The sequence below is a fragment of the Leptolyngbya sp. FACHB-60 genome, from assembly GCF_014695775.1.
Classification (GTDB): Bacteria; Cyanobacteriota; Cyanobacteriia; order Phormidesmidales; family Phormidesmidaceae; genus Nodosilinea.
The window spans coordinates 52,152-76,383 of record NZ_JACJOX010000012.1 but is presented as its reverse complement, the minus strand read 5'-3'; the positions used below and the strand labels follow the sequence as shown (position 1 = coordinate 76,383).

Sequence of the window (24,232 nt, the reverse complement as noted above, 5' to 3'; positions counted from 1 at the left end):
TCAGGAACGCAGCAAGATCAATACAAAGGGTAGGAGGGATGACTGCATTGCCTTTGGTCAGCTAGCTAAATTTGCAGGCATAGAAGTGGATTTCAGTGCCATCAAGGGCCGGTATGAGCCGAAACCTCTTAGTCCTGATGATGTTCCCAGCGATGACGAAATAGAAGCTATTTGGAATGCGATTGCTAACCCTGGGTGGAAGTGGGTCTATGGGATGTTGGCCACCTATGGCCTACGCCCCCACGAGGTTTTTAGAATTGCCAATACCAAGGGCATTGCTACCGATACAGGCAAGATATCGATTCTGGACGATAGCAAGACGGGCCGCCGCGATGTTTGGCCGCTGCCGGATAGGTGGCGATCGCAGTTCAATCTAACTGATGTTGTGTTCCCAAAGATTCGCTTTGAAGGTAGGGACAACTAACAATTGGGTGAAAGGGTAGGAGCAAACCTGCGCAGCTTCAAAGACAGAAAAATCCCCCATCGCCCCTACGCCCTACGCCACGCATGGGCGATTAGGTCAGCGGTAATGGGGGTGCCCGATAGCATTGCCGCTCGGTGGATGGGTCACAGCGTTGCGGTGCACGCTAAGAACTACCATGCGGCGATCAGCCAACTACAGCACGAGGCGATCTGGCGGCGGGCCAATCAGCTAGGCAACTCAATATAGGGGCGCTGCTCTGGTGGGAGGAAGATCACCGCCTCAAACTCAACAGGGTTGACCTGCCAATGTTGGCCATTCTTGCGGTAATGGGTGCTCCATGTTAGATCGTAGGCTATGCCGTGGATTCTGGCGTGCTCTGCCTTGTCAATTTCGGCTTGTACCCGCGATCGGCTGGTGCCCATCAGCTGAGCCGCCTGCTGGGGACTCACCCAGGGGGCGGTGGGTAGACCTAGCGCCTGGTGGACTTTCACCAATTGCTCAACCTGGGCTTTCAGCGCTTTGAACTCGGTTTCAAGGTTCTTGGCCACTAGGCTGCCCTCCATTGTTTTCCTTGGGTCAGTAGCCAATGTTTCAGGTTGCGATCGCGCCTACCCAGCCAGGCCCAAAATTGCCATTTATCCTCGGGGTCGAGCCGCCCCAACAGATCAAAGAGATCGGCTAGATCGGCGGGGTTGTGCGATCGCGATCGCACAACCTGCAAAATCACTCCATGCAGCGCTCGATAGTCTTGCTCAGCCATGGTCGCCGCCCCCCATCAGCTCTGCATACTCCTGGTCAGTTAGTGGTTCAAGTGGAACGGAGTGGGGATGGTACCCGTTAGAGAAAAGTTCTAAGTTTGAGGTTGGAGGTTGGGCAAGTTGGGACGAATCCGAAAACCCTACATAGGTCACGGGTTTTGGGGTGTCCCAACATCATCCCGACCTAACCCAACCCCAGAGATTGGGATCTGGGGTTGGCTGAGAGCTGGCTCTACCCAAACCCGCCGCCGTCGTCCGTCAAACTCAGTGCGCCGTTCTGTCCGTAACCATCCCAACGTTTTTAGGATTTCACCCACCCGCATTTCATGAGAGCGATTTTGCTGCCCAACCTCGATCCGTAGCCCGTGGTTTAGTATTTCTGCCGTTGTAGTTTCTCCCCGTGAGTTTTCTTTCAAGTAAAAGCTGATCGTGCTTGTCCACGGGTCATCAGTTTTATATCCCTCTTTAGTCACTATTGACGAAGTAAACTAAAGCTAAAAAGTATGGAAGAGGGCTGTATCTATGGTGACACCTCGACTTGCTGTCCGTACCGTGGGCTTCGTTGATGAGTATTGCGAAGCCTATCGTCCTTTGTTTGAAGATGTGCGCAGCTATGAATGTTTCAAGTATCTCCACGTAGGTCTGATGTCGGACTTGAAACGAAAAAGTCTGCCTGCCATAGCTCGCTTAGTGGGTCTGCCCGACAGTCAACGCTTGCATCACTTTGTGAGCACGGCGCAGTGGAGGACTGAGGCGCTTGAACATCGACGGTTGCAACTGATTCGAGCCCTGGTGGGCAAGCAGGCGATGATGTTAGTGATTGATGAAACCGGTGACCGTAAAAAAGGGCAAGCGGCGTTGCTGAATCAAGAGATGAACCTTGGAGGGACTGGGACAGCGTTGAACTTGAGGTAGTGAAGTAGCAGGCGCACAGAGTGAGCCAGCATGTCTACGGACTTGGAGTAGCCAAGCGTTTTGCGGTGCAGTCGAGCCAGATAGTGCCGTAATCGCGTGTTTTCTCCTTCCACCCGAGTCATGTAGGTTTTGCTGACAATCTGATCGCCCCCTGGAATAAAGCCGGGATACACCGGCCACCTGTCGGTGACATAGAAGTAGCACCCCCAACGGGCTACCAGCGTCCAAAGTGGTTGAAACGTCTCGGCACTATGGTCACCCAAAACCCAACCGAGAAGCCCTTTTCTGAAGTGGTCAACGGCTGTCCACAGCCAAATCTTGTTTTTTTGAGCCGACAAAGGTTTCTAACTCGTCAAGTTCGCTGACCTCTGGGGTCGTTTCAGGGTCGTAGGCATCAGGGAGTCGTTCGCCGACTTGCTTCACCCAAGTAATCACCGTCGTATGATGCACTCCTTTGACCCGTTCAACGGCTCGAAACCCAAGGCCATTGGTGTACAGCTTAAGACACTCGCGTCTGACCTCATCCGAGTATCCTCGGTGGGGTTCGTAGGCGTCAATAAACTGACGGCCACATGCTACGCAGATGTGATTTTGTTTACCCTTTCTCTTGCCATTCTTGCGGGCATGCGTGGCTCCACATTCCGGACATTGCATCGCAAACTACCCTGATTCATCCCTTAATTATGCAACGCCTAAATTCAGCGATTGACGAATGTGCTGGGCAATGCGATTAACCAGACGTTCGCGGTCAATTTGATATTGCACAGCTGCCTTTGCGCGACGGCGTTCGTCCACCTGCTTTTGCAGGGTTTGATTGGCCTGGGTAAGGCCAAGGGTGCGATCGGCCACAATGTGATGCAGGGTCTCAATGGTGGCCTGGGTTTCGGCCAGATTGACTCCCTGGAGCAGGCTGGTGGGAGTTAGCAGCCCCACTAGCTGATCTTGGGCATTTACCACCGCCAACCGTCGCACCCCATGCGCCTGCATCTGCTGAGGAGCCTGCCACAGCGACACTTGGAGCTGAATTCGCCGTACCGGCGACTGCATTATTTCAGCTACCGTCCAGTCGGCCAGCGGCGACTGACTCTCTTGCAGTCGCAGAATATCGCGCTCGGTCACTATGCCAATGGGCGAGGCACCGGACTGCCCAGTTTCGGTAATGACCAGACAGCTAATGCGATGCTGATCAAGGGTTTTGGCCAGCTCCAAAGCCGACAGAGTGGGGCTGGCACAATGCACCTGCTGCACCATCACCTCATCGACGCGCCGCAACCGCAGCAGGTCGATGGGCTGGAGCAGTTGGCGAATGTTTTCGTGGGTAATGATGCCCGTCAGGGTGCCCTGGGCAGAGACAAGGGGCAAATGCCGCACCCGATGGTGGTGCATGTGGGTCACCACCGTCAGAATGTTGACCAACTCGGTGTCGACTAAAACCACCGGGTCGGGTGCCATCGCCTGGGCCAGGGTGAGGTCGGCCAGGGGTTGATTGGCGGCAGTCAGGCGCACCAGGTCACGTTCGGGAAACAGGCCGATGGGGTGGTGCTGAGGGGTGGTCACTAGCACATAGCTGCTGCCTCGCTGCCGCATGGTAGTGACCACCGCTGACATGGTGGTATTGCCCGCCAGTACCAACGGCTGCGGGTTAATGGCCTTAGATACCGGGAACACAGAGTTAACAGGCATGGGCCAGGGCCAGATTGGGTTATGGGATGTAGTAGATGGAGTAAAAAGCGGGCGTTGCTGAATCGGGGAATGAACGGGTAAAACCTTTAGACTCTGCATCGCCCCCCAAATCCCCAATTCTGGGGGACTTTGAGGCTCTGTCTCCCCAAAAATTGGGGGGCTAGGGGAGCAATCATAATTGCGTTAAGCAACGCCAAAAAATCAGCTGTATCGTTAGTCTTCCCCTCACCTGAGTTTGATAGCTAAAAAGCGGTTTGTGGCAGAGCCTTAAGCTCATCATCAGGGATACCCAACGTGGGCTTATCGGGGTGGTAAGTGTAGGCGATCAGGCCTGAAACTAGATTGACGAGGAAGTTGAAAGAACTGTGGTGCCGCGAATGCTCAATCCAGCAGAGGGTTTTGAGCTGGTCATTGACCGTCTCGATCATCGGACGCTTGCGCAGCAGGATCTGGTCAAGCAGCGGCATGAACGACTACCTATAGCTCAGGAATTGAGCAAAGGTCGCAGAGTTATTTGCCTCCATAGGCAGCTGGGTTCCCAGCCTCAAAAGCTAGATGAAGGGCACGCTGGTCTTGAGTTGCCATGCTCATCCCATTACTGCCGATTGAGGGCAGAGCAAAACAACCTTACCTACAGTCTCCTTGTCTTGCCTTACCTTAAGTATGACTATCATTGATTCTATTAGGCTGATTTGAGCTTCCCTAAACCAGGGCTGTAGATGTGGTAGTTTCCCTAAATCTGTTTATTCGGCTTTGTAACCCTGGGCTATCACTTAGCCTGTCCTAGTGTCGGCGATAGATTTTTTGCCTTGGTTAGCTGCCTGTTAGCGCCCTATGCTGGAAACCTTAATCTATGTGCGATCCTCCTGCGACCAACCCTGATGCCTGTGAGGACGAAGATTCCCTTGGTGACTCAGACAATCCGCTGCTCACAGCTAGTTTTTTGGAACCTGTAGCGTTTCAGCAGCAGCTGCACAACTTAGGAAACTTGGCATTGTCAGGGCTCTGCGCTGCGATCGCAGGCCTAAACCATGGCGTTGTCTTATGTGATTGTCATCGAACTATTACCGTTTTGAATGGGGCCGCACGCAAACTGCTAGGTTTAGGGACCAGTGCCCCAACTGCCAGCCATCTGACCGCATCGGTCGATCTCTATATCCTAGGTGATCGGACTCCGCTGCACTCTGAGCAAGTTCCTCTGTGGCGGGCGCTGTCGGGAGAAAGGGTAGACGACTTAGAGCTGGCCATTGTGCAGACTAACGGCGATCGCTACCTGGTGCTGGCCAGCGCTCAGCCTATTTTTTCTGATGACCAGAGCGTCTGTGGGGCGGTGATGAGCCTGCACGACATCACCGCTCGCCATCGAAGCAGAGCGGCACTGCAGGCCAGCAACCAAGGCCTGCGCACCCAAGCGCAAGAGCGGCTCGAAGACCTTCAGGCCATCAACCAACAGCTTCAGGAAGAGATCGCCCAGCGGCAGAAAGCAGAAGCAACCCTGCGCCTATTCTATGATTTGCCCTTTTTGGGTATGGCTATTATCGCCGCTGATACTACTACTTGGCTACGGTTTAATGATCGCCTTTGTGAAATTCTGGGCTACAGCCGCGATGAGCTTAGTCAGGTCTCCTGGGCTGAGCTGATCCACCCCGAAGACCAGGCTCAAGACCAGGCTCAATTTGCGCAGATGACGACCGGCACACTCCAAGACTGCGTTTTGGAGACTCGCCTGATTCGCAAAGATAGTCTAGTGGTCTACACCTGCATAGATATTAAAGGGGTGGCTGGAGCCGACGGTAGCCCCGATTTCTATGTCACCACCGTTAAAGACATTACCGAGCACAAATTAGCTGAAGCTGCCCTGGTAGAAAGCGAAGCCCGCTTTCGCACTACCTTCGAACAGGCGGCAGTTGGCATTGCTCACCTTAACTTAGACGGGGTGCTGCTGTGGCTAAACCCAGTGCTGGGAGATATTTTGGGCACACCTTACTCTGAACTGCTGGGAGAATCTCTCAATGGGATGATTCACCTCGATGATCGAGCGGAGGATCGGATGTATTGCGAGGCGCTGCTGCGGGGCGATCGCCAGAGCTATAGCCGCCAGCAGCGCTACATTTGCCCAAACGGGCGTCTGATTTGGGCAAATTTGACCGTGTCGCTAGTCCACGATGCGAGCCAGCAACCTCGGTACTTCATTGCGGTGCTCCAAGACATCACCGTTGCCATTGAAACCGAAACCACCCTCCAACAGTACGCTCATCGGCTGCGGGGGCTCCACGCTATGGATCGGGCTATTCTCACCAATTTCAAGTCTCAGGACATTGCCCAGTCAGCATTGCTGCTGCTAGGGCAAATTTTGTGCTGCTCCCAAGGGCTGGTGACGCTATTTGATCACAAGGCCACCAAGGGTAGTGTGATAGCAACCATTGGCAACCCTCTCCCTAGCATGGGAGAACCCGACACAGCCCGACCCCTAGCTGACTCTATGCCAGAGCAGGGGGCAAAGCCGTTGGAGGTGAGGGGGCCCAGTTTATTGGGGCAAGCGCCAGCACCACCGATCTTGCAGCGATGGGCAACCATCAAGGGCTCCACGATGACAGTGCCCTTGGTAAGCAACGGCAAACCAATCGGTGAAATCGTACTAGTGTCACCTGCTAAAGGCCACTTCACCAATGATCACAAGGAAGTGGCGCATCAAGTGGCTGATCACTTGGCGATCGCCCTGCAAAATGCACAGCTGTTCGAGCAGGTAAAACATGATCGCACTCGCTTACAATCCCTCTCTAGACAGCTGCTAGAAGCTCAGGAAACTGAGCGGCGTTTTTTGGCTCACGAGCTACACGACGAAATAGGTCAGGCTCTTACCGCCGTTAATCTCAACCTGCACCGCCTTGATCGAATGATCGCGAATCCCCAAATTGATGCTCCCTTGCAAGACTGTTTAGCCATTGTTGATGGGGCGCTTCAGCAGGTGCGCAATCTCTCCCTCGATTTGCGCCCCTCTATGCTCGACGATCTCGGTTTGGTGCCGGCCCTACGCTGGTACATAAACCGTCATGCCGAGCGCTCCGGCCTGCAAGAAATCCTAGTTTGTAGAAATATACCCCATGGGTTACTGGATTCTACTGAGACCGCCTGCTTTCGCATTGTGCAGGAGGCATTGACTAATATCGCTCGCCATGCCCAAGCCACCGCCGTCACCGTCACCATTGAGCAGGTCGATCAAACTCTGCATCTAACCGTTGAGGATAACGGTCTTGGCTTTGACGTTGCTACCGTGGATCGCGCTAAAACCGAGGGAACCAGCCTAGGGTTGCTGGGCATGGAAGAAAGGAGCAAGCTGATCGGTGGACATCTTACGATCGCCTCATCCCCTGGACAGGGTACCTGCATTCATCTTCAGCTACCGCTTGCAGAACTGACGATAGATTAATTTAAGTGGGTGAATGTTCTATGCTTCACGGCATGTCACTGCGTTGGGAGACCCTTGTAATACTCTATAACGGTCAACTCTTCGCTCTGCTTAGGCTTAACAACCGTGAAAGCTTGTTAGCTTTATTAACAATTTACCTCAGAAGACTCTAGCTGCTCACATTATTTGAGGGCTTATCACAACGATTCGTGAAGTACAACCTCAAAGGCCCTGCATGTCACCCATTCAGCTTGTGATTGCTGATAATCATGCCCTTGTCCGAGCGGGCTTTCGATTGCTTGTGGAAGACATTGATGGGATCGAGGTGGTGGGCGAGGCCGAAAACGGCCACGAGGCGCTACAGCTTGTGGAAACCCTCAAGCCCCAGATTGTGTTGATGGATATTGCTATGCCTGAGATGAACGGGTTGGAGGCCACTGCCCGCATCGCCCACGAGTTTCCCCAGGTGCGGGTGCTAATTCTCTCGATGCACGCCAACGAAGAGTATGTTTACCAGGCGCTGCGATCGGGGGCCAGCGGCTATCTACTCAAAGACAGCGGCATCGAAGACCTGGAGCGAGCTCTGCGGGCGATCGCCCGGGGAGAAACCTACCTCTGCCCGGCCATCTCTAAATACGTGGTCAGCGACTACGTGCGCCGCCTGAGCCAAGACCAAAGCCCCCTCGACCAGATCACCCCCCGCCAGCGCGAGATTCTCCGGCTGATCGCCGAGGGCAAAAGCACCAAAGACATCGCCGCGATGCTCTACATCAGCACCAAAACCGTCGAGACCCACCGCACCCAGCTGATGGATCGCCTGGATATTCACGATATTGCTGGGTTGGTACGCTATGCGATTCGCATGGGATTGGTGGTGTTGGACTAAGCAAAACTCAGGCAGCGAGAACCTCAAACTCAGGGATTTGCTGATGGGGCAATTGGGGCGCGATCGCTACGGTTATATCAGCTGTTAGACGACCTGATGCGTCTGGAGTGTTTTTTCCTGAGGACTGATGATGAAAGTCAGCAATTCTGCCCCGATTAGTAGCGATAGTGTGCTGGCTCGCATGGCCCCCGAGATGGCCACTACCTTCAGCCCCGCCCAGGTTCAGGCGTTGCAGGCGGCGCTGACATCGCGCCGCCACTTCGTCAACATTCGCCTGTCGCTACCGCTAGGCATGACGCGGGTTTATCTAGTGCTGCTAGCCGGTACAGAAATGCGGTCGATGGCTCGCTGTCGTCAAGAGGCAGTTCGACAGCCCCTCTGGACACCGACAAATGCGGTGGTGATAGTCGGCACAATGGGTATGGGTATTTTGGCGCTGCTGGCGATGGTGCAGCTCACCAGTATCAATTTATCTGCGGTATTTAGCCCTAAGGCGGCTCCGGCAAGCATTCCCTTCAAGACAGACCGCACCAGTTGCGAAGAGAGTGGTCGCACCTGGCAAGAGGGTGACTGTCTTGACTTTGGCCACGACCCTACGTTTTAGGGTTACGGCACAGCACTTGGTGAATCTCAGCGTTTTTCTGATGCGAGGCTAAGGTTGCATTGCTTACCGTACATAGTCTCACCGACAGCAGGCGACAGAGGGACATTAAAGAATTAGGGAGCGGCTATGAAACATACTTGCGCTGATGCTATTGAATCGCATGCTGTCCGCTGTTGGAGATTGGCCTTAGAACCTCGCTGCCTGCTGCTCGAGCCTGAGACAACTCAGCTAGACCTGGGAGTAGAGGCTGAGCACAGCGATTCCGGGACGGATACTCGTTCCAAGTCGGTTCCCGTTTCTGAGATGCCGCAGGCTTTACGCGTCGCGAATCGCAACCCTCTAGCGCAAGCTTTTGACTCGCTACAACGCATTCACCAATCCTTAGATCTCGCGGTAGTGCTGCTGACAGCGGTGGCTGAGGTGCGGCAGCTGTTGCAGGTAGAGCGCGTGTTCCTGTTCCGCTTTAAGCCCGATGGGAGCGGTGTAGTAGAGGTGGAAGACTGCGCCCCCAGCTGTCTGCCGCTGCAGGGGCAGCGGGTGTACGACGAGAGCTTTGCTGATAAGTGGGCCAGCGTCTACGCCCAAGGCCGAGTGCAGGCGGTGGGCGATATGGAGCAGGCTGGGTTGACGCCCTGCCACCTAGAGTTGCTCAGAGGTCTGGGGGTGCGGGCCAATTTAGTGGTGCCGCTGCTAGCCCAAGGCCGCCTCTGGGGCCTGCTAGTGGCCCAGCACTGCTCGGCTCCGCGCCCTTGGCAGGAATTAGAGGTGCAGATGATGCAGCAGCTGGCGGTGCAGGTGGGCCTAGCTATTCAGCAGGCGGAGCTGTACCAGCAGCTGCAGGCGGAGCTGACCGTCCACCGGCAAGCCGAAGCTCAGCTATTGCAGCAGGCGGAGCGATCGCACGATCGCCACTTGGAGAGCATTAGCACTCTGGCCGGGGGCATAGCCCACGACCTCAGCGACATTCTCACCCCGATTGTGCTAGCGGCAGAAATGCTCAAGCAGTCTACCCTCGACAGCGGGCAGCAGCAGCAGTGGCTCAACCGTATTCACACCAGTGCCCACCGGGGCGTTAGTCTAATCGAGCAGGTGCTCTCCTTTGCCCAGGGTATGGGCGGTCAGCGGGCGGAAATTCAGCTGGCCTACCTGCTGGGGGAACTGGTGCAAACCTTGCAAGAGATCTGTCCCGCTGGCATCACCGTAACCTCATGCCTGCGACAGTCTCGCCTATGGACGGTGCATACCAGCGCTACTCAGCTGCACCAAGTGTTTATGAACCTCTGCCTCAACGGGTTTGAGGCCATGGCCCAGGGCGGTACCCTGCACCTAGAGGCGCGCAATGTGTGGTGGAGGGGAACTCCTGGCCATCCCCAACTCAGGCCAGGGGCTTATGTAGTAGTGACAGTAACCGATACGGGCACAGGGATGACAGCGGCGGTGTGCGATCGCAGCTGCGACCCCTTTTTTACCACTCGCGCCGAAGCGGGCCATTCAGGGCTGGGGCTCTCCACGGCCCTGGGATTGGTGAAAGGCTATGGTGGCTGGCTCAAAATCTCCAGCCAGCCCGGCCACGGTACCACTGTTGAGGTCTATCTACCGGCGAGCGTGGAACCGGCAGAGCTAACGTTAGCCCCAATCCCCGCTGGCTTGAACGGTGGCAACGCCCTGGTGCTCTTAGTGATGGCCGACGACCCCGCTCGCGAGTGGCACCGCGCCCTGCTAGAAAGCTACGGCTACCAGGTGCTGCTAGCCGAGGAGGGGGCTGATGCGATCGCCCTGTTTATTCAACACCAGACTGAGCTGGGAGCGGTGGTCTTAGACCTAGCCCTACCCACCCTCAATGGCACAGCGATACTGCGCCGTATGCACCACATTTTGCCTGCCTTACCCTTTGTGACCTTGGGCGATGGCGACCTCGGTGAGGTAGCCGTGACCATCCTAGACTCACCCAATGGTGCGGCCCTACTGAGTACCCTGGCCCAGGTGTGCCTTCCGACTCAGGCCTAACTCAGCAATGATCTGTCCCAGACTCAGCCATTTCCTGATGGGTACAGTTACTTAGAACACCTAATCTAGAACTAGCTAAGAGGTGTGTTGCAAGGGTTAAGCCAGAGCTAGGTTCACCAATAGGTTGTATCTTGCTCTGCTTTTTTTCGCCCTTATTTCACCAGGTGCTGACATCTTTTTCCCGTACACCTACTTGTTATTAGGCTATGGCACAGTTTCTCACCACTGCCTATCAGCGTACTCCCTTCATACTCTCGGCTGAGTCTGCGGCGAGTCAGCCTACCATGACTACCGCTCCCAGCCAGCCTCTACGCCACTGTGTCGCTGAATTTGGTGCCTATCTCCAGCGCTGCTCAACCCTGTCTGACCTGTTGCAAACCGCAATGGCCAAGATTGGTGGGGCGATCGCCGCAGATGTAGTAGCAGTGAGCCAGCGATTGTCTAATGACGATGAGTGCTTGCTAACTACAGTCCATGTCCAGGGCACTGTGCCCGAGGTTTGCCCTCGCTACTTTCACTGGGCGGTGGGCTTGGCTGACCCGAAATCCCCCCAGTATCTTAATGCTACCGACCTACAACAGCTGCCCCCTGCCCTGAGGCAGTGTTTACAGCTTCGGCATATGGACAACGGCTGGATCATTCCCCTGCATTACAACGGGCAGCTTTGGGGGCACTTGATGGGGTTTTGGCGATCGCCCTTTGCTCCCAGGGCAGTAAATATTATGGCTCACCTGGATCAGATGGCGGCTCAGCTGATGGTGGGGGTCAAGCTAGTTGAGCTTCAGCGGCAGGCCGACTATAGCCAGGGCCAGCAGCAGCAGCTAGAGCAGTTGCTCCACCACCTTCAACTGCACGACCCACTGACCGGACTCCCCAATCGCAAGCACCTTTTGCAAGAGCTCAACCAGGCGCTAGCCGTCGAATCAGCATCCGACTTGACCGGGGTTGTGCTGGTGGATATCGATCGGTTTCAGACCATTAACGAAAGCCTGGGCCACGAGGCAGGCGATCAGCTGCTGCTAGAGGTAGGCTTTCGGCTAGCCCAGGCCCTAAAACCTACCCACGCTTTGGCCCGTTGGGGCGAAGACACCTTTGCTATTGTGCTGCGGCAGCTGCCCGACTCAGATAGCGCGGAGGCGATCGCCGCCAAACTACGGCGCGAGATTGAGCGCCCCTACGACTGCAACCACACCCAGGTCTTTCTCACTAGCTGCATGGGCATTTCCCTAAGTCGCTCTGCCCGTACTACCTCTGAAACGCTGGTGCAAGAAGCTGACACTGCCCTGCACCAGGCTAAGGGCCAGGGCAAGGGACAAATTTTGAGCTTTCGCCCTGCTATGCACGATCAGATGGTGGCTCGGCTTCAGCTCGAAACCGCTCTCCACAAAGCCCTCCAGAACCAAGAGTTTTTGCTTTATTACCAGCCTGTTGTAACTTTGAGCGACCAAAAGCTGGTGGGCTTTGAGGCTCTGGTGCGTTGGCAACACCCCACCCGGGGAATGATTTCTCCAGCAGAGTTTATCCCCCTCGCTGAAGAAACTGGGCTGATTATAGCCATCGATCAGTGGTGTTTGCAGACCGCCTGCGAACAGATGCACCAGTGGCAACAGCGGTGGCCCAACTTACCGCCCCTAACCATTAGCGTTAATCTCTCCAGCCATAACTTTTCTCAGCCCAATTTAGTCAAGCATATTCAAACCTGTCTAGAAACGGCTAAGGTCGCTCCCGATCGCCTCAAGCTCGAAATTACCGAGAGTGTTTTAATTGGCAACACTGGTCTAGCCACCGCTATTCTGACTGAGCTTCAGCAGCTGGGCCTCCAGATCAGCATGGATGACTTTGGTACGGGCTACTCATCGCTCAACTATTTGCACCAGTTTAAGTTCGACACCCTCAAAATTGATCAATCATTTATTGCGCTACTAGAAGACGGTACCGAAAAAATGGCGATCGTCCAGGCCATCATTACCTTGGCTCACGCTTTGGGCATGAATGTGGTAGCCGAAGGGGTAGAAACCTCAGCGCAGCACGATTTATTGGTAGCTATGCATTGCGAATGCGGGCAGGGCTATTTGTTTGACAAGCCGCTAACGTCAGACGACGCTACCAGCACAATTGAGCAGCGAATTTTATAAGGCAGACGTCAGAGATCTAATTTAGCTAGGGATAAGCGATCGTTCCTTATCCTGATCTGAGCCTATGAACAGGACAGTAATACTTTCACTAAGTAGATTAGTCTACCGACGCATCATTGCATGGTGTGATGCATGTTGTTGCCAGTGAGCAGAGCGTTAAGACATTTTGCTGGCGGAAAGTCCTTTGGTGTGGGGACTTGCCTCAACAGGTGGCCGAACCAATTAGTCATCTGCAACACGTATGAATGGCGAGACGGAGATGTCGCTGTGAATTGGGTGCGTGATGCTCAAAGAGCAAATCAAAGCTCCACGAAAAACCGGGAAAACAATCAATGTTTGCCAATCTGGAAGGCTTTAATGTCTTTATGTAGACTTGATTCAGTTTTCATTGAATACGCTTTTTCGCAAATCCGGCAAGTTTTTGGAATCGTTGATATAAAGTTGAAGCGCGTTGACTTTTTGATTATTTTTGGATGTATTTTCTATTAGAGCCAAGCAGATTTTATGATCTATTTTATGCCTCCGTCTATCTCGATATAATTACGCAAAATAATCTAGTTCTGAAAATATAACTAGCAAAACTTAAGTGCAATTAGCGTGGGTTAATTTGGCCACACCCCTTAAAGTAGTAAACATGAAGGGAAGAGATAAAAATTTGGTTGTGGGTTGTCTTCAAAGGTTGTGGAGACAAGATGACTGAAGTCTTAACTGTTCTAATCGTTGAAGATGCGGAAGATGATGCCCTACTGATCGTTGAGATTCTGCGTGGGGATGGCCTAGAGGTAGCCTGGGAGCGGGTACAAACCGCCGCAGACCTGAGCCACATGCTCTCGACTCGCCGTTGGGATGCAATCATTTCTGACTACAACCTGCCGGGGTTCGATGCCCCAACAGCGCTGGCCATCATGCGCGAGCAGGGGCTAGATGTGCCCTTTATTGTCGTCTCCGGCATCCTTAGCGAACAGCAGGCTGTGGCCCTGATGAAGGTCGGTGCCCAAAACTACATCATGAAAGACAACCTGGTTCGCCTGCCAGAGATCATGCGTCGGGAGCTGCGGGAAGCCCAAAATCGTCGCGATCGCCAGCGGGTAGAACAGGCCTTGCAGCTAAGCGAGGCCCGGTTTCAGAAGCTAGTAGAGACCCAGCCGGGTACTCTGTTTACGGCTGTTTTGCGGGTCAATGGTGATCGCGCGCTGACCTACTTAAGCAGCAACGGGGCTAGCCTCTTCGAAGTTCCCGTTGCGATCGCCCTGGCCGACTTTAGCGCCATCGCCGCCCTATTGCACCCGGAGGATAGGGCGAGGGCCGATGCGGCCATGGCCCACAGTGCGGCTACCCTCGCCCCCGTGCACCAAGAATGGCGCATGGTTACCCCATCGGGCAAGATCAAATGGGTTCAGGTCCATAGCCAGCCCGAGCGACTGCCCAACAGCGACGTGCAGTGGTTTGGCGTGGTGCTGGAGATAACCGACCGCAAACAGGCCGAGCTGACCGTAACCCGCCAGCGCGACCTCAATCGCCTGATGATAGAAGTAACCCAGCGCTTTGTGGAGGCGAGAGCTGCCCAGTTTGACACCGAGGTGACCCGCGCCCTGGAGCAAATTGGTACCTATATTCAGGCCGACCACGGTCATGTGGTAGCCCTGACTGCCGCCGATACCCAACCGGGGGGCACGATGCAAATCACCCACCGGTGGCAGCGCCCCGACTGCACCACCGTGCGCCAGCCGCCCGATGTCATTCCCACGGCGGCGTTTCCCTGGGCGATCGCGCTGCTGCTTCGGCGGGAGGTGGTCAACGTGCCCCAGGTCGGGGCGCTGCCCGTCGACTACGCCACCGATCGCACCAGTTGGCAGAGTTTTGACGTCGGGTCTGTGCTGTCTGTGCCCCTAATTCACAAGACTCGAGTGGTGGGTTATGTGGGGTTTCTCACCCAGGGCCGATCCGCCGTGTGGGATGACAGTATTCAGCAGATGGTGCAGGTGCTGGCTCAGACCATTGCCTCTGCCCAGGAGCGGCTTTTGGCCGAGCGCCTGCTGGCCAAGCGCGAGGCCCAAAGCTGGGCCATCCTCTCGGTCATGCCCGATCTGCTGATCCGCATGGGAGCCGACGGCCGATACCGCGAAGTGCTAAGTCAAAATCACCCCTTAGATGTTGTCGTTCCCTCCCGGAGTCGAATTGGTCGCCATGTGTCGGAGATGTTGCCCGCCGACCTGGCTGAGCTCAAGCTCCAAGCCATCCGCCAGGCTTTGGCGACTCATGAGGTGCAAACCTACGAGCAGCAGATTCCGGTGGGTGATCGCCTACAGCAAGAAGAATTGCGGGCGGTGCAGTGCGGTGACGATGAGGTGCTGTTTTTAATTCGCGACATCAGCGAGCGTAAACGCGACGAAGCCGAACGCCAGCGCACCGAGCTAGCCCTCCAGCAGAGCGAGGCCCAACAGAGGGCTCTACTGAAGGCCCTGCCCGATCTACTGGTGCGGTTGAGTAAAGATGGTATCTACCTAGAGTTTGCCGCCAGCCCTACCTTCCACGTGATAGGCCCTCTGTTAGATTTGGTCGGCACCCATGTGACCGAATCTTTGCCGCCAGTGGTCGCCCAGCAGCGTGTCGATGCTATCAAACAGGCCCTGGCCACTAAAGCCATTCAGTTTTATGAGCAAGATCTATCCACAGCAGAGAAATTTCAGATTGAAGAAGTGCGGGTGGTGCCCTACAGAGACGATGAGGTGTTGGCCCTAGTACGCGATATTAGCGATCGCAAACAGTCCGAACGTCAGCTCAAGGAACTCAACCAATCGTTAGAGCGGCAGGTGGCCGAGCGCACCGCTGCCTTAGAGGAACGCGAAGCCCGCTATCGGGGCCTGATGGAGGGTGCCAGCGATGCCATCGTGGTGGCCGATATGAAGGGCCATATTCTAGAGGTGAATCGCCGGGCGGAGGAGCTGTTTGGCCACTGTCGCGACCAGCTGACCCAGATGCACCAATCCCAACTGCATCCACCGGACCACCAGGCAGAGCTCATTGTCCTCTTTCAAGAGTCTATTGATACTCCCTATTTTCAGGCTTTGAACATCCCCATCCTGCACGCCAATGGCCGACATATTCCGGTAGATATTACCTCGACGACCATTACTCTGGGGACAACTCGGGTGGTGCAGGGTATTTTTCGCGATGTCAGTGATCGCCAGCGGATTGAAGCCGAAAACCAGCGCCTGCGCGATCGCCTAGGCTTTTTACTCGGATCCAGCCCTGCCGTTATCTACAGCGTTGAACCCACCGGCAACTACAGACCCACGTTTATCAGCCAAAACATGGCGAACATCTTGGGCTACGAGTCAGAGGCGTTTATTGCCAACTTTACCGATTGGCGGGAGTACTACCATCCCGACGAGGCCGACAGCATTTGGGTCGGTCTTTCTGCCGTTGTCGAGCGCGGTTGCTACACCATGGAGTATCGCTTTCGGCACCGAGATGGCCATTACCTGTGGGTACAGGATGAAGCCCGGGTGGCCTACGACATTTACGGCGAGCCCCAGGAAGTCATTGGCTACCTGGCGAATATCACCGATCGCAAGTGTGCCGAGGAGAGACTGCGACAAACCAACGCCGAACTGCTCCGCGCCACCCGCCTCAAAGACGAGTTTCTCGCCAACATGAGCCACGAACTGCGCACCCCCCTCAACGCCATTTTGGGCATGACTGAGGGGCTGCAAGAGCAGGTGTTTGGCGCTATCAACGAGCGACAGCTCAAGGCTCTCACCATTGTCGAGACCAGCGCCTCCCACCTACTGGCGCTCATCAACGACATTCTTGATATGGCCAAAATTGAGTCGGGTCAGATTACCCTGCACATGGCCCCCACGGCGATTGCTCCTCTCTGCCATTCAAGCCTGACCTTTGTGCAGCAGCAGGCCCACAAAAAACGCATTCAGCTCATGGATTGCATTCTCCCCAATCTGCCTGACCTAGTGATCGATGAGCGGCGCGTGCGCCAGATTTTGATCAACCTACTCGCCAACGCAGTCAAATTTACGTCTGAGGGAGGCCGCGTTAGCCTGACAGTCGCGCCAGAGTTGTGCCAAGACGGCAACGCGATCCAGACCGTGATGCGTTTTACCGTCAAGGATACGGGCATTGGTATTGCCCCCGACAACCAGCAAAGACTGTTTCAACCCTTTGTTCAGATTGATAGCGCCCTCAACCGCCAGTATGCGGGCACAGGATTAGGCCTCACCCTAGTGAAACAGTTCACCGAGCTACACGGTGGCCAGGTGGGGCTAATTAGTGAGGTCGGTGTCGGCAGCAGTTTCACCATTGACCTGCCCTACGAGCCTGGGGCAGGTCGATGGACAGCCAGTCCAACTCCCACCATCACCAGTACCCCAGAGGCCCCTGCTATCCCCGATGAAAACCCCTTAATTCTGTTGGCGAGCGACCAGGAGGCCATGATCAGCTCCGTGGTCAGCTACCTAACCGCTAAGGGTTATCGCCTGCTGGTAGCCCGTCAGGGCGAAGCAGCCATAGCTCTGGCCCAGGCAGAAAATCCCGATCTGATTGTGATGGATATGCAACTGCCAGAGGTAGATGGGCTGGAGGCGATTCGCCGTATCCGCGACGAGCCACACCTAGCCGATTGCCCAATCATTGCGCTCGCCGCGCTGGCGTCGGCGAGCGCTCGCGAGCGCTGCCTGGCGGCCGGGGCTAACCAGCATATGAGCAGACCGCTGAAACTCAAGCAGCTAGCCACTGCTATTCAGCACCTGCTCACCCCCGCACTCCATCCACCCCACAACCCGCCAGAAGACCTATGCCATCCGCCACTATCCTGATCGTTGACGACGACCCCAACAACTTTGATGTCATCGACGCCCTGCTCGACGCCCAGGGTTATCAGCTGCACTACATCAGCACGGGGGAAGCGGCGATCGCCGCCCTCGAGTACCTGAAACCCGACCTGATTTTGCTCGACGTGATGATGCCCGGCCTCGATGGATTTGAGGTTTGCCACCGGCTCAAGTCTTCGCCCACTTGGGCCACCTTGCCGGTCATTATGGTGACAGCCCTGAGTGAAAAACAGGACCTCGCTCGCTGCTTTAGCGCCGGTGCCGACGATTTTATTAGTAAGCCTATCAACCGGCTAGAGCTGATCGCCAGGGTGCGCTCAATGCTACTGCTGCGGGAGCAGTATCGGCAGCTAGAAACCTTCAACACCCAGCTCGAAGCCAAGGTGCTGGAACGTACAGCCCAACTCCGGACGATCATTTTCCAAGATGACTTAACCCAGTTGCCCAGCCGGGCCGCCCTGAACCAGACACTGACAGAGCTGCTTCAGACTGAGAATTCAGCCTTTGCAGTGATTTACCTCGACTGCGACCAGTTCAAACTGATTAGCGGTTCCTTTGGCTACACCCTAAGCAACCAGCTGCTCAGAGCGATCGCAGAGCGGCTCCAGCAGCTGGTGCCCAGGGGCGGTCTACTGGCCTGTCTGGGGGGTAACGAGTTCTGTATTTTGCTGCGCCAGACCAGCGATATAGAACGTATCAAATTGCTCATCCAGACCATTTTAGACAGCTTTAAGACCCCCTTTACCGTGTCAGGGCTGGATATTTTTATCACCGCCTGTTTAGGCGTTGTTCTAGGTCACAGCGACTACCCATGCTCCGAGCAACTCCTCCAGGACGCTGGCATTGCCATGTACCGGGCCAAGCAGCAGGGGCCGGGTAGCTATCAGTTTTTTGACCCGCAAATGCACCAAATTATGGTCGATCGCCTGGCCCTCGAAAATGACCTCAAGCGCGCCCTCGATCGCCAGGAATTTGTGGTGTATTACCAGCCCATTGTCCACCTCAAAACCCTCAAAATTGCCGGCTTAGAGGCGCTGGTGCGCTGGCAGCACCCCACCCGTGGCCTGGTCGCCCCCGGCGAGTTTATTCCCCTGATGGAGACCACCGGGCTGGTGGTGCCGGCGGGACTGCTGATTCTGAAGCTGGCCTGTCAACAGCTGCACCGCTGGCAGCAGCAGGGCTGGAGCGACCTGACCATGAGCGTCAACCTGTCGATTCGGCAGTTCGCCTGCCCCACCCTGCTCGACGATATTGACCAGATTTTGGTCGCCACCGGCATCAATCCCGCCCGGCTAAAGCTGGAAATTACCGAAAGTGCCATTATGGACAATGCTGAAACTGCCATTGCCCTGGTGGATGCCCTGCGATCGCGGCAGATTCAGATCAGCATCGACGACTTTGGCACGGGCTATTCATCCCTGGGCTATCTGCACCGGTTTTCAGTCAATGACCTCAAAATCGATCAATCGTTTACCAGCCAAATCCAAGTCTTGACCTCTAAATACAAGGTCGTCGATACCATTATTACCCTAGGCCAGCAGCTGGGCTTAACTGTCACCGCCGAAGGCATCGAGACTCAACCCCAGCTGGAGCGACTGCAACAGCTCAACTGCGAACTGGGGCAGGGCTATCTATTTTCTAAGCCCCTACCGGCAGCAGACATTGAGGCCCGCTTTCTCAACGGCAGAGATAGCCCCCTCATGCTGGCGGCCTAAGGGGGTACCAATCGCTCTGCTACAGCCGGGCAAGTGATCTCGAGCCAAGGAATCGAGAACAAAGGCCATGAGTTTCAGCTGCTATCTTGACCGTCTGGGCTGTCCACCAGGAGACCCTCTCCTCAGCTTAAAATTCACGGAGGGACGGTTACCACCAGACAGAATTAGTGAGGCTTTTAATCGCCTGTGATCTCTGAATACAGACTCAGATCGCTCAAAACCCAGCGGTCGAGAGCCTAGCCCTAGCGTAGAAAACTGCCTGAGCAGCCTGGGAAATAATGCCCAGTCTGCTCAGGCAAATGTTTGCGGTCAGCTCATTCCCGCTACAGTAGTTGTCTCTAACGCCCTTCTTCGACGGTTGTTCCCGCTTGGGGATTGCCTAACTGAGTCGGCTGCTGGAAGATGGCGTAGATGGCCCGTACCGTAAACAGCACGATGGCGATCGCGCCCAGGGTGAAGACAATGTCGCCGGGGATGCGCAGCCACACCGTCCACCGCATCCAGGGGGAGCCAATCACCTCGGCACTACGGGCATACCAGGTACCGTAGTTGACCGACTGCACGAGCTGGTAAAAGCCGTTGGGAATCAGGCCCAAGACCATCATCATCACCAGGCCCCCATTCAGGCTCCAGAATGAGAACCGCAGCAGCTTCTCATTCCAGGCACGATCAGGCACGATCTCCCGCAGAGAGAACAGCATCAGGGCGATCGCCAGGCAGCCGTACACCCCAAACAAGGCACTGTGGGCGTGGATGGGCGTGGTGTTGAGGCCCTGGGAGTAGTAGAGGACAATGGGTGGGTTGATCAGGAAGCCGAATACCCCTGCCCCTACCAGGTTCCAAAAACAGGTGGCTAGAAAAAAGCGCAACGGCCAGCGGTAAAAGTTTTGGGCCTGGTCAGACATCCGCAGGGTCTTCACCACCTCAAAGCCGATCAGCGTCAGGGGCACCACCTCTAGTGCCGAGGCCACTGACCCCATGGCAGCAATAAAGGAAGGTGTGCCCGCAAAGTAAAGGTGGTGCAGGGTACCAATCACGCCGCTGCCCAGATAAAGGACCGTGGTCAGGTAAGTGGCCCGCAGCGCCGAAGACTTTTTCAAAAAGCCCAGTTCACTGCACAGATAGGCGATGGTGACCGTGGCAAACACCTCAAAGAAGCCCTCCACCCACAGGTGCACTACCCACCAGCGCCAGTATTCTGCCACGCTTACTGGGGTGTGGTTGGTGTACATCAGCCCCGAGGCGTAGAACAGCGGAATCGTGATCGCACTGTAGAAGAAAAAGTGGTTCAGCCCAGTTTTACTGCCCTCGTTCATGAGCGCTGGGCGCAGCGCGCGAAACATTAGCCACAGCCAAAACACCATGCCGCCAATCAGCAACACTTGCCACAGGCGACCCAGCTCTACATACTCATAGCCCTGATGGCCAAAAAGAAAGCTATTGTCGCCGGTCAGAAAGCCCTGCACACTGGCCCAGGAACCAACTAGCGATCCGACCACGACCAGGGTTAGGGCCACCAGCAGAGCGCCATTGCCCCACGCTTGCCCCTTCGGTTCTTGTTTGCCAAAGCGGGGCGCAAAATAGAGGCCCGCCGCCAGCCAGCAGGTGGCAATCCAAAACACGGCCAGTTGCAGGTGCCACGTGCGTGAGGCTGCGTAGGGTAGGTACTGCTGTAGCGGAATGCCGTAGAAGCCGTCGCCCTCCACCGCATAGTGGGCGGTGACCATGCCCATCAAAATCTGCACCCCAAACAGCGCCATCGCCACGCCAAAGAATAAACTGGTGACCTTTTGGCTGGGGGTCGCTAGACGGATAGCCGGGCATGCAGCTACCACCTGTACTTCTTCGGCATCCTCCTGGGTGAGGTAGACAAACAGGAAGAGGGCGATCGCAAAGATCAGCACCATCACCGACACAATTGACCACACCAGAAACTGCCCTGGGGCCTGGTTGCCAATTAGGTCATCGTGGGGCCAGTTGGCAGTGTAGGAAAAGGGCGCATGGGGCCGATTGGCCGAGGCCGCCCAAGCCGTCCAAGTAAAGAACGAGGTGACGTCGCGAATCTCCTGCTCACTCTTAAACCAGCCATCGGGGATGGAGTGAATCCGCGACCCGTGAGCTAGCAGCTCTCGGTAGTCGCCATACACTTGCTTCAGCCCCTGGGTTTGGGCGGTGGTCAGCAGTAGGGTATCAGTATCGGCGTCGTAGCGGTTGGGCTTAAACTGCTCGCTCACCTGGGCTTGCAGCATCGCTCGATCCGTGGTGCTGAGCGCCTCTAGATCGGCCTGGCTAAAGCTGGGATCGTTGGCGTAGAGCACCCCAGCGGTCGCCAGACCCCAGCGGTGCAGCACATCCGCTGTCCAGTCGGGAGCCAAATAGCTGCCGTGGCCCCAAATGCTGCCCACATGCTGACCACCCCGACCCAGGTAGGTGACTTGGCCATTTTCGATATCAGCGCCGGTAAAAACCACCTCGTGCTGAGACGACTCAACGGTAGCTGGATAAGGCGGAGCATACTTGGAAATAGCGGCTCCAGCGCCCAGCAGTACGCTGAAGGAAACCACACAGATGAGGATGAGCCACACCGGTAGACTAAAGTTCTTAATTCGGGAGCGGGCTTTTACCCCACCCCTTAGAGATGGACTTGCCATGATAATTTAAACGCCTTTTTAAACAAGAGAAAAATTGTTGAATTTGTGATCAATTCAGCTCGGTTTTCCTATTCAAAATAAATCGAGAAAGTTCATCATTACGTCTTAGATTACTCACTATGGACCGGAAACAGAGTCACTGTGACAATTACTCCAATAAGCAGTTCTGCAACGATCTCATATTAAATCTGAACCGTATAATTCTGATTTTACGAAGGTCAAACTGTAGGCACAAATGGCATTTTTTCCCTGAGGAATATGAAGGGTTATCAAACAGGATTTGGCATTGATTTCAGCGATCGGGCTGGAGAAGTTATAGGAAAGAACTAGGCTTGGGCTCCAAGACCTTTAAGCAGGTTACTCGTCATCAACAAACCTGCACCAAACCAGCATAAGTAGAGCAAGTAGATTAAACCAAACTGAAGCTCAGGATGAAATGAGGGATTTAGGCAATTTTTCACTAGTTCATTGATTCAGACCTACTTCTAAGTGAACGGGCATTCACTTCACCCGTTTAACCGTAGTGTGACAGATACTGCTCAGCCTGTTCATGAGCTAGCTCATAGTCTAACCGCCGACAGTTTTTAAGGTTTGATTGCAGTACAAGGAAAAAAGTTGTAGCGCTTAATGGCGTTGTTGTATAAAAAGGGTGCTGATGGGGTAATGACCTAAGGTTTAAGTAACACTGAAAACATAACCCCTTTGCTTGTTAAATCCTCTCCAGTCCTAATATGCGGCTCTCCTTATTCAACTTTTGTCCCTGTACCTGGAGAGAAGCTTCAGCTAAGCTACCGACACCCAGCCTTTTACCAGGGCCAGAGGGATGCTGATGTAGGGGTTTTGGGTGAATACCCGAATGAGCTCGCCGCTGCCTGCCTCAAGGGCCTTGAGCAGCCGGGCTTTAAACTCAGGGTTAACCCGAGCTTTTTTCTTCAGGGCGTTGTTCACCACCTGGGGCCGCTTATGGACGGGCACCTCGGCCGCCTGGTCGGCCAACTGTTGCAGCAATTCTTCCACCTGAGTGACCAGTTCAAAATCAGAGACTGTATCCATCGCGTGCTGGTTATACTGCACCGATTTTTGCTGGCCGCCCGCCTCAACGGTGTCGGCAAAGCTACCGATGTTGGCACCGCGCATGTCGTACTTAGATACACCAGTCATAATGTTATTCTCCATTACAGAAACAGACTGAACGTAAACGTTTTGCTGGGTCATGGCCTTGAGCAGCTCCAGCAGCTCGTCATTTTGTCGCTGCACCGTAGCCATCTGCTCTTCTTTGACTTGCAGCTGCTGGCGATAGAACTCGCCCCGGCCCAGGGTGCTAAACAATTGCTGCACCGTGGGCTTTTCCGCCGTAGGCGGTGGGGGTGCCTTAAGGCCAGGCACGCCCACTCGCACCATTAGGTCGCCATCACCCTGAAGCTCTACCGATTGCAAGTAGATGTCAGGACCAGCGGCCCTGACAGACGGTGGCCAGTCAATGCGGTAGTGGTGAGGGCCATCGTTTTCGCAGACTTCCACAAAGCTTTGGTAAAACTGATGCAGGGCTGAGCGAAAGCAAGCGGTGTAGGTGTTGGCCGTCTCGCCACTACCCCCCTGAGCAACGCAAGACAGCACGTAAACGTGATCGCAGGTCACGTGTTCTAGAGTAGCCAGCACGCCAATATCGACATCGCTGACCATGATGCCGGTCAGATCAGCTCCAGTTAGCCGAGTGTTGGTGAGAGCGGCGTTAGTAAGCTTCGCCCCCTGAGGTTGGCCCCAGTCAGGTCGGCCCCGGTGAGGTTGGCCCCTGCTAGGTTAGTCATGCTGAGATTAGCGCGGTGCAGGTTAGCGCCGCGCAGGTCAGCCTGGCTGAGGTTAGCACCCAGCAACTCGGCCTCGGCCAGGTTGGCCCTAGCGAGGTTGGTGCTGCCCAGATTGGCGCTGCTGAGATTGGCAGCCCGCCCATCGGCATGGCTCAAGTCGGCACCCCACAGATCGGCGGAGTACAGGTCGGCCTTGTTGGTTAGCCGCGCTGAGGTCACTGGCGCAGAGGTAGGCTTCGCTTAAATCGGGTTTTATGGTTGGGTTGTCATTGCGCCAACGGTTCCAGGTTTCGATTTTTTGCTTTAGATGCACGAGGTGGGTTGGGCTGCCCATGAGACGCACCTCCCCTTTATATGTAATGGGCCCTGATGATGAGAGAGACACTTCAG

Annotated in this window: 18 protein-coding genes and 1 pseudogene; 11 read left to right on the top strand and 8 right to left on the bottom strand. The window is 55.2% G+C overall.

The features are described 5' to 3' along the window. The first annotated feature begins 85 nt into the window (after window positions 1-85). Entirely contained in the window at window positions 86-424 is a 339-nt protein-coding gene (locus tag H6F57_RS03565; RefSeq protein WP_190624718.1) for a hypothetical protein, read from the top strand. Window positions 425-529: 105 nt separating this feature from the next. Beyond that, window positions 530-670: a hypothetical protein gene (locus H6F57_RS03560; protein ID WP_190624717.1), complete on the top strand. Its 141-nt coding sequence runs from the start codon at window positions 530-532 to the stop codon at window positions 668-670. Here the strand turns inward: H6F57_RS03560 and H6F57_RS03555 are convergent. Both H6F57_RS03555 and H6F57_RS03550 read right to left on the bottom strand, forming a co-directional pair. Continuing rightward, complete coding sequence (locus H6F57_RS03555) at window positions 649-972, bottom strand: hypothetical protein (protein WP_190624716.1); 324 nt, start codon at window positions 970-972, stop codon at window positions 649-651. The genes H6F57_RS03560 and H6F57_RS03555 overlap by 22 nt on opposite strands. Beyond that, the gene (locus tag H6F57_RS03550; protein ID WP_190624715.1) at window positions 972-1,184 is read right to left on the bottom strand and encodes a hypothetical protein; all 213 of its coding nucleotides are present in this window, start codon (window positions 1,182-1,184) and stop codon (window positions 972-974) included. The genes H6F57_RS03555 and H6F57_RS03550 overlap by 1 nt, the downstream gene beginning before the upstream one ends. Before the next feature lie 520 nt (window positions 1,185-1,704). Between H6F57_RS03550 and H6F57_RS03545 the strand changes: the two genes are divergently transcribed. Then, a complete protein-coding gene (locus H6F57_RS03545; protein WP_190624714.1) occupies window positions 1,705-2,097 on the top strand; it encodes a transposase in 393 nt (130 codons plus the stop codon). Here the strand turns inward: H6F57_RS03545 and H6F57_RS03540 are convergent. The 3 genes and pseudogenes from H6F57_RS03540 to H6F57_RS03530 all read right to left on the bottom strand — a co-directional run. After that, window positions 2,049-2,751 (bottom strand): IS1 family transposase gene (locus H6F57_RS03540; RefSeq protein ID WP_242024729.1). Its coding sequence is split into 2 segments (ribosomal slippage): window positions 2,049-2,421 and window positions 2,420-2,751, totalling 705 coding nucleotides; the frame shifts between segments, so codons are not numbered across the junction. The genes H6F57_RS03545 and H6F57_RS03540 overlap by 49 nt on opposite strands. Window positions 2,752-2,778: 27 nt before the next feature. After that, the gene (locus tag H6F57_RS03535) at window positions 2,779-3,780 is read right to left on the bottom strand and encodes a CBS domain-containing protein (RefSeq protein WP_190624712.1); all 1,002 of its coding nucleotides are present in this window, start codon (window positions 3,778-3,780) and stop codon (window positions 2,779-2,781) included. Between the two features lie 242 nt (window positions 3,781-4,022). Beyond that, window positions 4,023-4,253, bottom strand: a pseudogene (locus H6F57_RS03530) (transposase); the annotation flags it as partial. Window positions 4,254-4,633: 380 nt separating this feature from the next. On the opposite strand from H6F57_RS03530, the gene H6F57_RS03525 reads away from it, so the two are divergent. From H6F57_RS03525 to H6F57_RS03490, 8 genes are all read left to right on the top strand, one after another. After that, complete coding sequence (locus H6F57_RS03525) at window positions 4,634-7,210, top strand: PAS domain S-box protein (protein WP_190624710.1); 2,577 nt, start codon at window positions 4,634-4,636, stop codon at window positions 7,208-7,210. Between the two features lie 214 nt (window positions 7,211-7,424). Further along, complete coding sequence (locus H6F57_RS03520; protein WP_190624709.1) at window positions 7,425-8,075, top strand: response regulator transcription factor; 651 nt, start codon at window positions 7,425-7,427, stop codon at window positions 8,073-8,075. 130 nt (window positions 8,076-8,205) lie between these two features. Continuing rightward, entirely contained in the window at window positions 8,206-8,679 is a 474-nt protein-coding gene (locus tag H6F57_RS03515; protein WP_190624708.1) for a hypothetical protein, read from the top strand. 303 nt (window positions 8,680-8,982) lie between these two features. Beyond that, window positions 8,983-10,686, top strand: a complete 1,704-nt coding sequence (locus H6F57_RS03510) for a GAF domain-containing protein (RefSeq protein WP_190624707.1) — start codon at window positions 8,983-8,985, stop codon at window positions 10,684-10,686. 206 nt (window positions 10,687-10,892) lie between these two features. Then, a complete protein-coding gene (locus H6F57_RS03505) occupies window positions 10,893-12,821 on the top strand; it encodes an EAL domain-containing protein (protein ID WP_190624706.1) in 1,929 nt (642 codons plus the stop codon). 267 nt (window positions 12,822-13,088) lie between these two features. After that, window positions 13,089-13,310 carry a hypothetical protein gene (locus H6F57_RS03500; protein ID WP_190794977.1) on the top strand — a complete coding sequence of 74 codons (222 nt, stop codon included), beginning with the start codon at window positions 13,089-13,091 and terminating at the stop codon, window positions 13,308-13,310. A 203-nt stretch (window positions 13,311-13,513) separates the two neighbouring features. Beyond that, a complete protein-coding gene (locus H6F57_RS03495) occupies window positions 13,514-17,653 on the top strand; it encodes a PAS domain S-box protein (protein WP_190624705.1) in 4,140 nt (1,379 codons plus the stop codon). Then, window positions 17,632-19,383, top strand: a complete 1,752-nt coding sequence (locus H6F57_RS03490; protein ID WP_190624704.1) for an EAL domain-containing protein — start codon at window positions 17,632-17,634, stop codon at window positions 19,381-19,383. Before H6F57_RS03495 ends, H6F57_RS03490 begins: the two co-directional genes overlap by 22 nt. Window positions 19,384-19,721: 338 nt before the next feature. On the opposite strand, the gene H6F57_RS03485 is transcribed toward H6F57_RS03490, so the two are convergent. The 3 genes from H6F57_RS03485 to H6F57_RS03475 form a co-directional block, all read right to left on the bottom strand. Beyond that, window positions 19,722-22,034, bottom strand: a complete 2,313-nt coding sequence (locus tag H6F57_RS03485) for a nitric-oxide reductase large subunit (protein WP_190624703.1) — start codon at window positions 22,032-22,034, stop codon at window positions 19,722-19,724. 783 nt (window positions 22,035-22,817) lie between these two features. Then, entirely contained in the window at window positions 22,818-23,717 is a 900-nt protein-coding gene (locus H6F57_RS03480) for a hypothetical protein (protein WP_190624702.1), read from the bottom strand. A 23-nt stretch (window positions 23,718-23,740) separates the two neighbouring features. Beyond that, window positions 23,741-24,061 carry a pentapeptide repeat-containing protein gene (locus tag H6F57_RS03475; RefSeq protein ID WP_190624701.1) on the bottom strand — a complete coding sequence of 107 codons (321 nt, stop codon included), beginning with the start codon at window positions 24,059-24,061 and terminating at the stop codon, window positions 23,741-23,743. Between the last annotated feature and the right edge of the window lie 171 nt (window positions 24,062-24,232).